Raw genomic sequence first — 15,198 nt, 5'->3', positions numbered from 1 at the left:
CTCAGACCTGAAGGACGCTGGAAACCAGCAATTGAGTATAGGCGTGCTGTGGATCATCCAGCACCTGATCCGTTAGTCCGGATTCCACCACATGACCGTCTTTCATAACCATCAGCCGGTCAGCCAACAGACGCACTACGGCCAGATCATGTGTCACGATAATGGCGCTTAGACCCATTTCGCGTACCAACCCTCGCAACAAGTCGAGAAGGCGCGCTTGAACCGAGACATCGAGGCCGCCGGTGGGTTCGTCCATAAACACAAGACGAGGACCCGTGACGAGGTTTCGAGCGATCTGCAACCGCTGCTGCATCCCGCCAGAGAATGCCGAAGGGCGGTCATCAATGCGCGTATCGGATATCTCAACCCTTCCCAGCCAGTCTGCGGCACGGGCACGAATATCACCATAGTGACGATCACCTACCGCCATGAGCCGCTCGCCGATATTGCCTCCGGCAGAAACCGACATCCGCAACCCATCGCGTGCATGCTGGTGAACGAAAGCCCAGTCCGTGCGGCTCAACATGCGGCGTGCAGGTTCGGACATAGTGACGGTATCCACCGGCCCGTCTGCGCGGGTGTCAAAAACAACCTCGCCGTGGTCGGGAGTCAGGTGCCCTGCCATACTGTTCAGCAACGTCGACTTACCCGAACCGCTTTCGCCAACGATCCCCATGACCTCACCCGGATAGAGATCAAAGCTGACATCAGTGCAGCCAATACGAGCACCATACATCTTCGCCAGATTTTTTACTTGCAACAAAGGTGTCATCAGGCGGCCTCCTCGCCCAGTCTGCCGATGTGCCCTGCATCACGCCGGGAACGGCAAAAATCTGTGTCAGAACAAACAAACATCCGGTTGCCTGCGTCATCCAGGATCACCTCGTCGAGGTAGCTGTGCTCTGCCCCGCAAAGATCGCAAGCATGTTCCGCTTTACTGGCTTCAAACGGGTAGTCTTCGAAATCCAGCGACACGACTTCGGTGTATGGTGGGACAGCGTAAATGCGCTGCTCTCGCCCGGCACCAAACAACTGGATCGCAGCCATGTTCATTTTTGGGTTGTCGAACTTCGGGATCGGAGATGGATCCATTACGTAACGATCAGCAACCTTCACCGGATAAGCGTAAGACGTCGCGATGGCCCCGTGCTGGCTGATGTCTTCATAAAGTTTCACGTGCATCAATCCGTATTCCTCCAAGCTGTGCATCTTGCGGGTTTCGGTTTCGCGTGGCTCAAGAAACCGCAAAGGCTCAGGGATCGGCACCTGATAGACAAGGATCTGATCTTCACGCAGTTCCGCCTCAGGAATCCGGTGACGTGTCTGAATGATGCTGGCCTTGGCAGTTTCTTCGGTTGTCTCTACGCCAGCCGTATTCTCAAAGAACTTGCGGATCGACACAGCATTGGTGGTGTCGTCAGCGCCCTGATCAATCACTTTCAGCGTATCATCCGGTGTCAGCGTTGCCGCAGATACCTGAACCCCGCCGGTACCCCAACCATAGGGCATCGGCATTTCGCGACTGGCGAAAGGCACCTGATACCCGGGTACGGCCAACCCCTTGAGGATCGCACGGCGGATCATCCGCTTGGTTTGTTCGTCTAGATATGCAAAATTATATTCAGACATTGGATGCCCTCTCAGCCCAAAGTTCAGAACCCGCCAGTGGGTTACTTTGGAAGCGTTTATTGCAGTGGATATCGCGCTCGCAGCAGCTGTAGCGTTTGTGACCTTCGCAGCATGTAACGGCTTTGAAATTGACTTTGAAAAGCTCCATGATGACGATTGGGATCATCATTCCGCGGCCTCTCTCGCCGACATCTGCTCTGCCAGTTCCTGCGCTTCGCGACGCAGTTTCCGCACCAGTTCAAGTTCAGATTGAAAGTCAACGTAGTGCGGCAGCTTGATGTGCTCCAAGAAGCCGGTCGCCTGAATGTTGTCCGCGTGGCTTAGAACAAATTCCTCGTCCTGAGCGGCAGCTCCTAGGTTGTCTTCGCCCAACTCTTCCCAGCGCAGCGCACGATCTACCAGCGCCATTGCGATGGATTTGCGCTCTGACTGACCAAAGACCAGACCATACCCGCGGGTAAACTGTGGCGGCACGGCTTTGGAGCCTTTGAACTGGTTCACCGTCTCACATTCGGTCAACTCAACTTCCCCGATCTCAATCGCGAAGCCCAATTCCGGAATTTCCATCTCAACCGGCACGGTGCCGATACGCAATTCACCGACAAAGGCGTGGTTGCGGGCGTAACCACGCTGAGTTGAATAGGCCATCCCAAGGATGAAACCTTCGTCTCCACGAGTTAGCGATTGTAGCCGCACAGCACGACCCGCAGGAAACGACATAGGCTCACGCGTCAAGTCACCGGGTTCTGCGTCGCTTTTGCTTTCTTGTTCGATGATGTTTTCGCCATCTAAAAACGACAGAATATGTGGCGTGTCCTCAATCCGGGGTTCTGCTGTCTGGGCCTGTTGTAGATCCTCGTCACCGCTCTCGGCAGCCAGTTTGAAGTCCAGCAGACGATGTGTGTAGTCAAAGGTCGGGCCTAGCACCTGACCACCGGGCGCATCCTTGAAGGTCGCTGATATGCGGCGATCACAGGCCATGCGTCCGGTTTCAATCGGCTCGGACGCGCCAAAGCGTGGCAGCGTGGTCCGGTAAGCGCGGATCAAAAAGATCGCTTCGATCAAGTCTCCCCGCGCCTGTTTGATCGCCAGCGCAGCCAGATCCGGATCATAGAGCGAACCTTCGGCCATCACCCGGTTTACAGCGAGGCTGAGTTGCTCGCGGATCTGCGCGAGGCTTAGCTCAGCGATAGACGTATCCCCGCGACGCTCCTCTGCCAGCCAAGCATGGGCGTTGTCGATGGCACGTTCGCCTCCTTTTACGGCAACATACATATCTTAGACCTCCTCGGTGGCCATAGGGATGATCCGGCTGGATCGGGGCAAAGCACAAAGCTGATTGCCAGCGGTAAAGTAGGTATCAAAACCCAGTGGGAAGACGTCCGAATTGGCTTCAAATCCCGCGTGTTCAGGCAGGTAAATCTGCGAGCTGTCTTTGATACCTGGACCACGCAACTCTGTGTTGGGATTAGAAAATTCACCCATTTCGACGATCAAAGTGGCCGAACGATCCGGGTATTCAGCCGTACCAATGCGGTATGCGTCATGGGGCCCCAAGGCTGCCCAACCGCCAAGTGCGAAATCGGCCTGGCCAGCCGCGACAAAAGGCGCGCCGGTGTGAAATGTGATCCACTCTCGCACCGCGGGCCTGTCGACATCAGCAGCCAGGAACAACCGGGTATCGGGATCACATAGCGTCAGAAGAAGGCTGCCAGCCGCAACTGATAGACCATTTGGTGGCGTTGCACCGGTGATTTCATTGATCTCACCGGGTCGTGCCATAGCAGTCATGGCTGCGCGGAAGGCGTGGGCCGACTGAACAGCCGGGGCCGTAAACCCGCCCGCAAAATGAGAAACTTCGATTTGCGTCGACATCAGTCCTCGCCTCGCACCATGGTGAAAAAATCTACTTTTGTGGCGGCAGCCTTGGCGGCACGTTTCGTTTTTTTAGCTTGTTTCGCTGTTTGCAACGGCGTCAGAATCTGTCGCTGGACATCGTCGGAAGCATCCGTCTGCATCAGAGCGTCGACCTTGGCGGCAATCTCTGCCTGCGCCTTACTGCGCCCTTGCACATACCCATGGCCAACTGTGCCGTCAGCCAAGGTTAGCGCACAGCGGGTAACAGTCATTTCACCTAGGTTGAACGGCGCACCGCTCGCACCCATACGACCCCGCACCATGACACCACCGGCTTCCGGTGTACGCAGCCACGTATGTTCCGGGTTCCGACCGTAGCCTTGCCACAAGTCTTGCAACACCTTGACATCTGCGCTGGCAACAAGGCTCATCCACGCTTTACGATCGACACCACTCTCGGGAGTGTCCGCTTTCATACTCGTTTCACTGTTCATCTGGTCTAAGCCTCTTGGCCTGCTTGTCTAGTTAATCTATACAACTAGACAAATCTTACCTGAGTCGCCCCTCCCGGCGCAACGACAACCTTGTGAAAGTTTCGTGACATGTCCCGCACCCCCGTCTGGAAATCCATCACCATCAGCCTCACCGACGATATCGCTCAGGGACGCTACCAGACTGGTGACAAGCTTCCGCCCGAGGTCAAACTGGCCAGCAGATTTGGCGTAAACCGCCACACGGTCCGTAGAGCGCTGTCAGAGATGGCAGATCAGGGCTTGGTCCATGCCAGACGCGGTGCAGGGGTTTTTGTCGCAGGACAGCCAACCGATTATCCAATTGGTAAAAGAGTTCGGTTTCACCAAAACGTTGCCCGATTAGGGCGTATTCCTGCAAAGCGAGCCTTGTCCCTTGAGACCCGCGCCGCTGGGCCACATGAAGCAGAGGCACTTGAGGTGGAGCCGGGATCGCCGGTGCATGTTTACAACGGGCTATCCCTAGCGGATGGCCAACCGATTGCTCTGTTCCAGAGTGTATTCCCTGCTACGTCGCTGCCCGAGCTGCTTGATGCGCTAAGGGACAGCCAGTCGGTCACGACTGCGCTAAGAGACTGTGGAGTCCATGATTTCACCAGAGTTGAGACACGCATAACCGCGAAATTGGCGACAGCAACGCAGGCATTGCATCTAAACATCACTGAAGGAAGCCCCATCCTTCGCACAACAGGAATCAATGCAACGCCCGACGGACAGCCGATTGAATTTGGTCGTACCTGGTTCGCGGGCGATAGAGTGACCCTTACGGTCAGTGACGATAACAGCAGCGTATCAGATGGTGTGTGATTCTAGGCGTGAGCTAAGCCTCTGAAAGACCTGCTACGATCGGTACTTCTCCAAGAACGCCTCAGCGCTCAAGGCACGGAAATCTTTTACCGCCTTCTTCAGCCGGGCACTCTCCCAATCCCACCAAGCCAGTTCCATCATCCGCTCAGCGACCGCTTCTGTGTATCGCCGACGGATAAGCCGGGCCGTGTTGCCTCCTACAATCGTGTAGGGTGCCACGTCTTTGGTCACTACAGCGCCCGACGCAACCACAGCGCCATGGCCAATAGTCACTTCCGGTTTAATCAAAGCACCGTGGCCAATCCAAGTGTCGTGACCGATATGTGCTAATCTGCTTGAGCGATGCTGAAACCAGGCCGCGTCATCCTCAATATCGTCCCAATAACTAGAGGAACGATACAGAAAGTGGTGCAAAGAGGCTTTGTGCAACGGATGGTCGGTGGCACCGATGCGAGTAGCGCTGGCGATATTCGAGAACTTACCAATCTCTGCATTGGCAATATCGCAGTTGCGATCGCAATAGCTGTAGTCACCGAAGCGACTATTCAGCACACGGCTGTCGGCTCCAATCTCAACAAAAGCGCCGAACTCACTGTTTGTAATAGCGCAATTGGGGTGCAAGAACGGCTGGTCTGCAGAGAGGCGGGACATATGGAGGCTTTCAAAGTCATGGATATTAGGCACGCGTATTGGGTAAGCGCACACGGATCATGACGATCTATGTGCGCTAAGGTAATTCAGAATGTGCGATTAGCTGATCACGGCAGCAGCATTGCGGCACCTTGGCGACGAGCCTTGCGACCCGGCTCGCCTTTGATCAGGCGACGGCGAAGCCAGCCAGACAGCCAATCCATCATCATCACCATCAGGATAATCAGGACGATATAGTAGGCAACTTCTTCCCAGTCCTTTTGGGTGATGATGGCCTGGGTCAGCAGGAGACCGATGCCACCCCCGGTGATCGCCCCAATTATGGTTGCACTGCGGGTGTTGGATTCCAAGAAATACAGCAGCTGGCTCAGCAGCACCGGCGTGATCTGAGGAATAACGCCAAAGCGATAGCGTTGCGCGGGCTTGGCTCCTGTCGAGGAGACACCTTCAATTTGCTTCTCATCGACATTTTCCAATGCCTCAGAGAAGATCTTTCCAAAGGTACCAGTGTCAGTCACCAGGATTGCTAATGCCCCGGTCAAAGGCCCCGGACCAAAGGCGCGCGCCAAAACCACCGTCCAGATAAGCGAATCCACACCGCGCACGAAGTCAAAAAATCGACGCGTCGCAAAGCGGACGGCGCGAAGCGGCATGAAGTTCCGTGTGGCCGCAAAGGCAAGCGGCAATGCAATTATGCCTGCTCCCATAGTACCAAGGAAAGCCATCAACAGCGTTTCAAGGATAGCCCATGCAACATCCTGATGGCGCCACATTTTGTTGGTCCAGAAGTCTTGGAAGATAGCACCTGCTTCACCAGTAGCCGCCCGAGTCATCAGCTCGCCAAAGGCCACGCCGTGATAAGGACTGTCCAGGGTGAAGAAGAACAATTCCCACCCCGCAAAGTAACGAAAAACTTCCGCCCGATTGCGGGTCACCGTTAGTCGCCCCGCATCTGTCGTAACTGCGAGACGGTTCTTCGACACGTTGATCCAATCAGGCACTTCGCCCACAGGAAATTCGGCTTGAACACCAGCACTTCGGCTCGGAGTGGTGCGGATGGTGCCGTAGCCCGGAATATCAAAGGAAATTTCTTTGGAACCGAAGCGCACCTGATAGCCGTCTTCCAAATCGATCACGGTATCGCCCGAGGTGGTCTCCGCGAGGGTTACCCAGTCAGGTGACTGTCCTTCGGGATAAGCGCCCTTGCGCTCACCTTCGACAGCAATGCTGACCTCACCACTACGGTTGTCGCGGGTAACATGGGTTTTATAGCTATAGCTGTCAGCCACCAAAGTGCGGGCGTTCTGCGGGTTCATCCGCTCCGCCAAACTAGCCACATCAAAAGCGACAAAGACATAGGCAAGATAGGCCAGGACTATCAACGGCAAGGCAAAGCTCAGCGCACGCTTACGTACAAACAGGCGTTCCATGTCCAATTTACGCTGTGGCGGCGGTACAGTGGTATCAAAAGTAGTCATTGTTTGGCTCCATGGGTCAGCCGATCGCGCAGCAGGCCCGACAGTTGATCCACCAGGACGATGGTGAAGAACAGCAGAAGGAAGATGGCAGCAGCTTCGTCATAGCGCCCCTGCCCCCATGACATGGAGTTGCGCAGCTCATAGCCGATACCGCCGGCCCCCACGAAGCCCAAAATTGCTGAAGCACGAATATTGATCTCAAACCGCAAGAGCGCATAGCTCACATAGTTTGGCCCAACCTGAGGAAAGACGCCCAGTACCATACGCTGTGCCCAGCCTGCTCCTACCGAGCTAAGCCCTTCTATAGGGTTAAGAGATGCGTTCTCATTCACCTCAGAAAAAAGCTTGCCCAGAGCACCAGCCGTGTGAATGGCGATTGCGATCATGGCAGGTACCGGCCCGCCCCCCAATAGGAAGATGAGCACCAGCGCGATCACGATTTCCGGGATAGCCCGAAAGATATCCAACATCCTGCGAAACACCGGTATCAATGCTGGCCACCGGGCCAACCCACGGGTCGCAAGCAAGGATAAAATGGTGCCAAAAACTGCGCCGATCATAGTAGCTGCAGCGGCGATGTTCAGTGTTTCGATCAATGCCGGGAAAAAGTGCAGAAGATGACCAGGTAACTGAGAAATCTTTTCAACGGCTTCTGAGAGCACTTCGGCAGGATAGTCAAAGACATGAGTAATCCCATCCCAGAATGATCCCGCGTTGCGATCATCCGCAACTTGAAATCCGGCCACCATCATCGCCACGAATACTGCCAAAAGCACCCCGCCATAGAGGCGTTTGCGCTGGATCAGCGCCTGATAGTCGGCCTGTATTTCGGCTACCGACGGAGCCGAGGCTGTTGCATCTGTCATGAATGGGGTCCTGTGTCGTCAGGGTCTGCCAATGGTAGTCCTATTCGCGATGCTCTTGATCACGAGGCTTCACCTGTGCTGGATCGCGAAGAACGTCTATTAACAGTTAAAAAAATGGCGAGGCCCGGTGCTATTGCTCCGAACCCCGCACGCTTTGGTGCTGAAATTAGTTGGACTTCAATTTCCGCGCTTCGATAATCACTTCATAGGCTTCATGAGTGATCGGCATGAAACCTTTGGCCTCACCTGCAGCAACACCGTAGAAGCATTCAGCATCCATCGATTGCAGCGATGCCATCAGGCCGGTCATCTTCAGCTTCACGTCTTCGGGCAGCTCAGTGCGCAGCACCACAGGACCTTCAGGGATCGGCTTAGACTGCCAAATCTGAACCAGATCATTCATGTCCACGAGACCGGCATCCACAGCGCGGCGCAATGCGCCGGAGTTGAACCCGTCTTCCCAGTCGCCCAGACCATCAGCCCAGCTCACACCTGCGTCAACATCACCATTTGCAACCGCTACGATGGTTTGCTCGTGACCACCCGTGAATTTCACTTCACCAAAGTAGTCGCCCGAAGTCATGGTCGAACCGGTTGCTTCCGGGATTTCGATCGATGGGATCAAAAAGCCGGATGTGGAATTCGGATCACCAAACCCAAATGCCTTACCCTGCATATCATCCAGCGAAGTGATCCCGCTGTCAGCACGGGCAAAGCCGATCGAATAGTAGCCGAAGCCACCATCATTGTTCACCTTCACCAGGATTGGCTCAACCGCCTCTGGGTCGCTGAGATATGTCTTGGCATAACCAGACGCGCCAAGCCACGCCATGTCGATCGTGCCGCCGAGCAAACCCTGAATCACACCGTTATAGTCAGCTGGTGCAAACAGTTTGGTTTCAACACCCAGCAGGTCTTCGGTTTTCTGACGCAGGCATTCGTTATTGTTCAAACGATCCTGAGCGTTCTCACCACCAAGAATGCCAATGCGGAATTCCTGAATTTCGGCAGTTTCAGCCAATACCGGCGCGGTCAGCGCGGTGGTTGCCAGAATGGCAGCAAACAGATTTTTCATAGTCAGTCTCTCTGGTTGGAGTCCCGGCACAACAGTGGCCGGGATAGGAAAAGGATCAAACCGCTTAGGCCGGTTGCAGGCGCGGCGGGGTGGTGTTCAGGGTCTCAATCTCGGTAGAGGTCGCCGCTTCGGAGAAGTCGGAACCTGCGCCGTAGATTTCGCGGGCTACACCGGTGGTGAGCTGCTCTGGCAGGCCATCAAAAACAATGCGCCCGTCGCGCATGCCAACAACACGGTCACAATAGCGACGCGCTGTATCCAGCGTGTGAAGGTTGGCAATCACTGTGCGACCATCTTCTTCGTGGATGCGGCGCAGCGCTTCCATCACGGTCTGGGCATTCATCGGATCAAGCGACGCAATCGGCTCATCGGCGAGAATAATCGATGGGTCCTGCATCAAGGCGCGTGCGATGGCGACGCGCTGTTGCTGCCCACCTGAGAGCGCTTCGGCCCGCTTGGCCGCATGTTCTGCGATACCTAGCCGATCAAGAATATCGATCGCCCGGTGAATATCATCCATCGGATAGAGGTTGAACAACGTCGCGAGGGTGGAGCGGCGGTTCAGCGTGCCATGAAGTACGTTAGATACGACATCCATACGCGGAACCAGATTGAACTGCTGAAAGATCATCGCACAATCGGACTGCCACGCACGCTTTTCCTTGCCACGCAGTTGTGTGACATCCAGTCCTTCAAACAGGATACGCCCTTCGCTGGCATCACCCAAACGATTGATCATCCGCAGCAATGTAGATTTGCCCGCACCTGAACGGCCGATGATCCCGATCATGCAAGGTTTGTCGATATCCAGCGTCGCGGCATCTACCGCAATCTTGTCGCCGAATCTCTTGGTCAGTTTGTCAATTCGCAGCACCTGAGGCTCCCGTCTCTTTGCGGGACTCCCTAAGGCGCTAGATCAAAACTTGTGTGTCACCACGATGAAGCTTTTGTAACGTTGCCGATGCTAGCCGGTAGCAGGCCTCTAGGCGCGCGGGTGACAAGCCGCTATATGGCGGCGCAACGCTGTCCATGAAACCAAGGAACTGCTGCCATGTCTTTCGACCGCACTATCAAGATCGCACCTTCGATCCTGTCTGCCGACTTTGCCAATTTTGGCCAAGAGATACAGGCGATCGAAGCTCAAGGGGCCGACTGGGTCCATATCGATGTGATGGACGGACATTTTGTTCCGAATCTCACCTTTGGACCGATGGCGGTCAAGGCATTTCGCCCGCATGTGAAAACCGTGATGGATGTGCATCTGATGATAGCGCCAGTCGACCCCTATATCGACGCCTACGCTGATGCAGGGGCCGACGTGCTGACTGCGCATGTTGAAGCTGGTCCACATACTCACCGCACCCTGCAAGCCATCCGTGGCGCAGGTATGAAAGCGGGCGTTGCCCTGAACCCCGGCACCCCCGCTGAAGCCGTAGCACATCTACTGGATCTCACAGATCTGATTTGTGTCATGACCGTGAACCCGGGGTTCGGCGGCCAGAAATTCATCGATATGACAAGCAAGATCCGCAGCCTTCGCGCCATGATCGGCGACAGACCTATCCATATCGAGATTGATGGTGGCGTTGACCCGAATACAGCGCCAATGGTGACCGAAGCCGGTGCCGACGTACTCGTCGCCGGATCTGCGGTCTTCAAAGGCGGGTCCGTAGATACACCAGAAGTTTATGGCGAGAACATCCGAAAAATCCGCACCGCTACTGAAGGTGTCTGGATCTGAAGCATCGGACATTCCTGAGGCACTATGACGATGCGAAAACTCTGCGTCGTTCTTCTTGGCAGATTCGCCTTTCAGGAGAACTATCTTAGCCGATGAGCCTAGCGTCGCGCGCTGCGCGACGCAGCCACTCTAAACCAGCCGATCCGCAAAATGCGCCAGAAGCAAGTGCTTCAGGATCTTGCCCGTGGGCGCTGCTGGCAGGTGCTTTGTAAGAATAATCTGACTGGGGCATTTATACCCAACCAACTGTTGCCCGACGAAAGATCTTAGATCTTCCACATCCGGATGGTCTTCAGCTGCAACCTGCACAAAGGCTATGACCTGCTCGTCGCCGTCCAGCGGTCGACCAACCACCGCTGATTGAATGACTTGAGGGTGCGAATTCAGCGCTGTCTCGACCTCCGGCGGGAAAACATTGAATCCACCGTGGATGATCAACTCTTTTGCACGACCATCAATATGCAAGTTACCCTTGGCGTCCAATCGGCCCATGTCGCCACTGCGCAACCATCCCCCAGCATCCAATACTGCTCGTGTAGCATCCGGATTGCGAAAATATCCCAGCATTACATTTCGACCGCGAATGCAAACCTCCCCTAACCCATCTCCGGCACCAGGAACGTTTTGATCCAAACGTACGGATACGCCAGGTAGTGCTGGGCCAACAGATGTGTCAGGATCCCCTATGGTGTTGCGCGTGGCACAGATACCCGCGGTGGCTTCAGTCATCCCATAGCCGTTTTGCAATGCAACACCGTAGAAAGCTTCCGCACGGCGCTTGCAATCCGGATCCAGAGGTGCGGCACCCGAAGACACGTACCGCAGATCCGGACTACCAAGCTGCTCCAGCCCCTGTTCTTTGGCATATTGAATCACCAGGGCATGCATCTGCGGCACAGCGGAGACCAGAGTTACGCCAGCCCGCAATGCCTGATAAAACCGGGCAGCCGAAAAGCGTGCTTCCAACCGAACTTCAGCTCCGATCATCACTGATGCAGTAAGGACAGACGCCAGGCCGAACACATGGCTAAGAGGCAAAGCGCCATAGACTACATCCTGAGCCGTCATATCGCGCAGCCTTGCGGACGCGCCCCCGCCGAACGTCAAGTTATCGTGACTGAGCATGACGCCCTTCGGGTCACCGGTTGTTCCTGTAGTGTAGAGCAACACCGCAAGATTTTCCGGGCTCTGTGTTCCAGCATCCTCGTCAGATCCGCCTTTCTCTTTCGCGCAATCCGAAATCTCGGGGTACACAGGCGTTGCCATCGCCAACGCGCCAAACTCACCTGAGATCTCCTGCGCGCCAAGCCGCAAGGCATGAGTGGCTGCGTCTGGTGATGCTGCGCCCGTAAGCAAAACAACCCTGGGATGGGAATGGGCCAGAATGCGATCCACTTCGGCCGCTTGCATCCGCGCATTAACGGGGACGGCTACACCCCCCATTTGCGATATTGCGAACAGTGCAACAACCGCAGCACAGCAATTCTCGCACAGCACCATAACCCGATCACCCGGCTGAAGCCCAGCGGCGGTCAGATGTGGGCGCAAATCATCACAAGCACGCGCCAATTCTCGATATGTCCACGCTGTTCCGCCGTTGTCCTTAAACGCCGGGGCATTCGGACGTTGACGGCTGTGCTGCTCGAAGTATTCGTGCCAAAGCGTCATCGGTCATCCAATTCAACTAAACCTAAGATCTAACGCAACATGGGGAACAAACCCCGCAATGATGCATCAGCTTGATATCCGCTTGAACACGCCACTTGCCGTGGCAAGGACATCATCATTATCGTCCAGCAGCTCACCCGCTACATAGGCGAGAGACCTACCACCTCCCGAGATTATTGCGGAGGCCATAACCCGACCTGTACGGGCTGCCGCTACATATGAGAGGGTTAGGGAAACAGTGACCACTGGAGGATGGAGTTCTGGGTCAAAATACTGAGACGCCGCATTCCCACAGGCCACATCCATGAGTGTTGCTACGATACCCCCATGCAACAACCCGTTGCGGTTCTTGTGCTGCGGCGCAAGATCCAGCGATACACAGCAAAGACCCGATTGTGCATCAATCTCCGTGCGATATCCAACCAACTGCTGACAGCCGGGATCGTTGATTACCCGCTTCTTCCGATCCAGAGATGGATCGTTAGCTGATGTACTCTTCGCTATTGCAGGATTAGGCCGCTGAGAGGTCAATGAACCGCTCCAACTGAGTATCTGCATCACCGAAACGGTGCTCCGCAAGTACAATCCGTTTTGCGATATGCGCCAATTCGTATTCCGCTGTCATCGCAATACCGCCGTGTAGCTGGATCGATTCCTCTGCAATTCGGCGTCCGGTACGACAGATAAGATTGCGCGCTGCAGCGATTTGGCGATTCCTTAGATTTGGAAGATCTTCAAGATGCCCTGCCGCATTAATCACTGCAGAGCGTGCTTGTTCGACCTCAATCAGCATCTCGGCCATGCGGTGCTGCAAGGCTTGAAATGTGCCAATCCGCCGCCCGAACTGCTGTCGGGTTGCTAGGTAGTCCATTGTCAAACGTGTAGCCGTTTCCATTGCCCCAAGCGTCTCCGCCGCAAGTGCTACCTCTGCACGGGCAAGCGCTGTTTCTATGCGACCAGCAGCTTTGCCTGGTACGCCAAGGCGCGCGGATTGCGATACACGGACGCCATCCAGATCAATCTCAGCGGCGCGGCCTCCAGCCATTAACGCGCTGCCTTGCATACGCAGACCTACTGTGTCCGGATCAAGTAGGAACAGTGAAACACCATCGCTATCACCTGCAGCCCCCGTTTCGCGAGCTGATATGATTAGAAAATCTGCGGTTTCGGCATTGACCACGACGGACTTGCGCCCTGTTAGAACGATTTCATCGGCGTCTTCTACAGCTTTGGTTTCGACCCAATGCCGATCATATCTGCTGGTCGGCTCCGCATGGGCGAAGGCGAGCTGCATCTCTCCGGCAATAAGTTGATCAAGTAGGTATTGACCACGCGTGGAACACGCACTGTCACCAGATGGGCTCAGCAGGCTGCCGCAGAGCACAATACTATCAAGCACTGGCTCAACAACGCCAGCCCGCCCCAATTCCTCACATACTGTGGCGATATCGAACCCCTCACCACCGTATCCACCAACCTCAGGCCGCAGCAATGCCCCGAGCACGCCAAGTTCAGCAAGCTGCTTCCAGATCGTAACGGAGTATCCCGAAGGGTCTTCAATGGAATCCTTACGAACGGCTACAGTGTACCGATCCGCAAGAAACCGACGCAAACTATCCTGCAACATCCGGCGTTCTTCGGTCAGTTGGAAATTCATGACCGACCTCCCAACGACACCTTGGCGATAATGTTCTTCTGGATCTCGTTAGAGCCGCCAAAGATCGACAGTTTGCGGTTGTTGAAATACTGCGCCGCTACCGCTTCGCTACCGTCCGGTGGTGCGAGCTCACTGTTGTCGCCTGCGACACTTTCGGAAGCAAAGGGCAGCGCATAGGTCCCTGCTGCGCGGCGAGCAAGATCATTGATCTCTTGCCGTATTTCGGTGCCCTTCACCTTCAGCATGGAGCTTTCGACACCCGGCGCCTGACCTTTTGCGGCGGCTGAAATAATACGAAGGTTGGTTGTGGACATCGCCATCAGATCGATTTCCGCTCGCGCCACTCGTGCAGCAAAATGCGGATTTTCGAGCAATGGGCGTCCGCGATGCAATTGCTGACGCGCCAAACGTTTCACAGCCTCTAGCCCCGCCTGACTAAAGCCCACGCCCGCGATGTTTGTCCGCTCGTGGGTCAGTAAGAACTTGGCATATGTCCACCCCTTGTTTTCCTCACCGACCAAATTCTCTACCGGGACACGAACGTCAGTGAACCACACCTCATTCACCTCATGGGTCCCATCCAGCAGCTCAATAGGGCGCACTTCGATGCCCGGCGTGTTCATGTCGATCAGCAGAAAGGAAATCCCTTCCTGTTGCTTGGCCTCGGGGTTCGTGCGGACCAGACAGAAAATCCAGTTGGCGTATTGCCCAAGCGTGGTCCATGTTTTCTGACCATTGACTATATAATGATCGCCATCGCGAACCGCTCGGGTGCGTAGGCTGGCCAGGTCGGATCCGGCCCCGGGTTCCGAGTAACCCTGACACCACCAGTGTTCGCCCGACAGAATCCGAGGCAGGAAGTACGCTCGTTGAGCATCGGAACCGAACTGTTGCAGAACCGGTGCCAGCATGGTCAGGCCAAATGGAACAATACGTGGCGCATGGGCGCGACAGCACTCTTCCTCAAAGATGTGGCGCTCGACCGCGTTCCAACCACATCCGCCGTGTTCTTGCGGCCAAGTGGGCGCCAGCCAACCGCGTTCGTTCAGAATGCTATGCCAGCGATCGTGCTTATCCTTGCACATCCCTTTGCCCTGTCGCACGGCTTCTGACAAATCTTGTGGCAGCTTTGCCTCCAGAAATACGCGCACCTCGTCACGAAAGGCCAGTTCCTCAGCTGAATAGTTCAGATCCATTTGCCACGCACCTCCTCGTGCTAGTCAATGCTGCCTTTGTGCT

At 55.4% G+C, this 15,198-nt stretch carries 16 protein-coding genes; 2 read left to right on the top strand and 14 right to left on the bottom strand.

Translation table 11 applies throughout. The features are described 5' to 3' along the window. Position 1 precedes the first annotated feature (1 nt). The 5 genes from phnK to phnG all read right to left on the bottom strand — a co-directional run bounded on the left by phnK (position 2) and on the right by phnG (position 3,980). Positions 2-772 (bottom strand): phosphonate C-P lyase system protein PhnK, encoded by a 771-nt coding sequence (gene phnK, locus ACEWZM_RS12365; RefSeq protein WP_414006715.1) that lies wholly within the window; start codon positions 770-772, stop codon positions 2-4. Continuing rightward, positions 772-1,629 (bottom strand): alpha-D-ribose 1-methylphosphonate 5-phosphate C-P-lyase PhnJ, encoded by an 858-nt coding sequence (locus ACEWZM_RS12360; RefSeq protein ID WP_414006714.1) that lies wholly within the window; start codon positions 1,627-1,629, stop codon positions 772-774. The genes phnK and ACEWZM_RS12360 overlap by 1 nt, the downstream gene beginning before the upstream one ends. Positions 1,630-1,794: 165 nt before the next feature. Beyond that, positions 1,795-2,904 carry a carbon-phosphorus lyase complex subunit gene (locus ACEWZM_RS12355; protein WP_414006713.1) on the bottom strand — a complete coding sequence of 370 codons (1,110 nt, stop codon included), beginning with the start codon at positions 2,902-2,904 and terminating at the stop codon, positions 1,795-1,797. A 3-nt stretch (positions 2,905-2,907) separates the two neighbouring features. Further along, on the bottom strand, positions 2,908-3,504 hold the full coding sequence (gene phnH, locus ACEWZM_RS12350; protein WP_414006712.1) for a phosphonate C-P lyase system protein PhnH: 597 nt from the start codon (positions 3,502-3,504) through the stop codon (positions 2,908-2,910). Further along, complete coding sequence (phnG, locus tag ACEWZM_RS12345) at positions 3,504-3,980, bottom strand: phosphonate C-P lyase system protein PhnG (RefSeq protein ID WP_414006711.1); 477 nt, start codon at positions 3,978-3,980, stop codon at positions 3,504-3,506. Before phnG ends, phnH begins: the two co-directional genes overlap by 1 nt. Positions 3,981-4,088: 108 nt before the next feature. Here phnG and phnF point away from each other — a divergent pair, with 108 nt between their 5' ends. Beyond that, entirely contained in the window at positions 4,089-4,823 is a 735-nt protein-coding gene (gene phnF, locus ACEWZM_RS12340) for a phosphonate metabolism transcriptional regulator PhnF (protein ID WP_414006710.1), read from the top strand. 33 nt (positions 4,824-4,856) lie between these two features. On the opposite strand, the gene ACEWZM_RS12335 is transcribed toward phnF, so the two are convergent. The 5 genes from ACEWZM_RS12335 to phnC all read right to left on the bottom strand — a co-directional run bounded on the left by ACEWZM_RS12335 (position 4,857) and on the right by phnC (position 9,767). Further along, on the bottom strand, positions 4,857-5,474 hold the full coding sequence (locus ACEWZM_RS12335; RefSeq protein WP_414006709.1) for an LbetaH domain-containing protein: 618 nt from the start codon (positions 5,472-5,474) through the stop codon (positions 4,857-4,859). Positions 5,475-5,581: 107 nt separating this feature from the next. Beyond that, entirely contained in the window at positions 5,582-6,952 is a 1,371-nt protein-coding gene (gene phnE / locus ACEWZM_RS12330; RefSeq protein ID WP_414006708.1) for a phosphonate ABC transporter, permease protein PhnE, read from the bottom strand. Then, a complete protein-coding gene (phnE, locus tag ACEWZM_RS12325) occupies positions 6,949-7,818 on the bottom strand; it encodes a phosphonate ABC transporter, permease protein PhnE (protein ID WP_414006707.1) in 870 nt (289 codons plus the stop codon). The genes phnE (ACEWZM_RS12330) and phnE (ACEWZM_RS12325) overlap by 4 nt, the downstream gene beginning before the upstream one ends. Before the next feature lie 166 nt (positions 7,819-7,984). Continuing rightward, entirely contained in the window at positions 7,985-8,893 is a 909-nt protein-coding gene (gene phnD, locus ACEWZM_RS12320; RefSeq protein ID WP_414006706.1) for a phosphonate ABC transporter substrate-binding protein, read from the bottom strand. Positions 8,894-8,957: 64 nt separating this feature from the next. Continuing rightward, the gene (gene phnC, locus ACEWZM_RS12315; RefSeq protein WP_414006705.1) at positions 8,958-9,767 is read right to left on the bottom strand and encodes a phosphonate ABC transporter ATP-binding protein; all 810 of its coding nucleotides are present in this window, start codon (positions 9,765-9,767) and stop codon (positions 8,958-8,960) included. 177 nt (positions 9,768-9,944) lie between these two features. Between phnC and rpe the strand changes: the two genes are divergently transcribed. Beyond that, complete coding sequence (gene rpe, locus ACEWZM_RS12310; protein WP_414006704.1) at positions 9,945-10,634, top strand: ribulose-phosphate 3-epimerase; 690 nt, start codon at positions 9,945-9,947, stop codon at positions 10,632-10,634. 129 nt (positions 10,635-10,763) lie between these two features. Here the strand turns inward: rpe and ACEWZM_RS12305 are convergent, their stop codons facing one another. From ACEWZM_RS12305 to ACEWZM_RS12290, 4 genes are all read right to left on the bottom strand, one after another. Beyond that, positions 10,764-12,302, bottom strand: a complete 1,539-nt coding sequence (locus ACEWZM_RS12305; protein WP_414006703.1) for a class I adenylate-forming enzyme family protein — start codon at positions 12,300-12,302, stop codon at positions 10,764-10,766. Between the two features lie 66 nt (positions 12,303-12,368). Beyond that, the gene (locus tag ACEWZM_RS12300; RefSeq protein ID WP_414008027.1) at positions 12,369-12,773 is read right to left on the bottom strand and encodes a PaaI family thioesterase; all 405 of its coding nucleotides are present in this window, start codon (positions 12,771-12,773) and stop codon (positions 12,369-12,371) included. A gap of 40 nt (positions 12,774-12,813) precedes the next feature. After that, positions 12,814-13,959: an acyl-CoA dehydrogenase family protein gene (locus ACEWZM_RS12295; RefSeq protein WP_414006702.1), complete on the bottom strand. Its 1,146-nt coding sequence runs from the start codon at positions 13,957-13,959 to the stop codon at positions 12,814-12,816. After that, positions 13,956-15,155, bottom strand: coding sequence for an acyl-CoA dehydrogenase family protein (locus ACEWZM_RS12290; protein WP_414006701.1), 1,200 nt, complete (start codon positions 15,153-15,155; stop codon positions 13,956-13,958). Before ACEWZM_RS12290 ends, ACEWZM_RS12295 begins: the two co-directional genes overlap by 4 nt. Positions 15,156-15,198 lie beyond the last annotated feature (43 nt).

The sequence above is a fragment of the Phaeobacter cretensis genome, assembly GCF_047372505.1.
Lineage (GTDB): Bacteria > Pseudomonadota > Alphaproteobacteria > Rhodobacterales > Rhodobacteraceae > Phaeobacter > Phaeobacter cretensis.
Note: the sequence above shows the minus strand (reverse complement) of the source record. Positions and strands in the feature narration are given on the sequence as shown.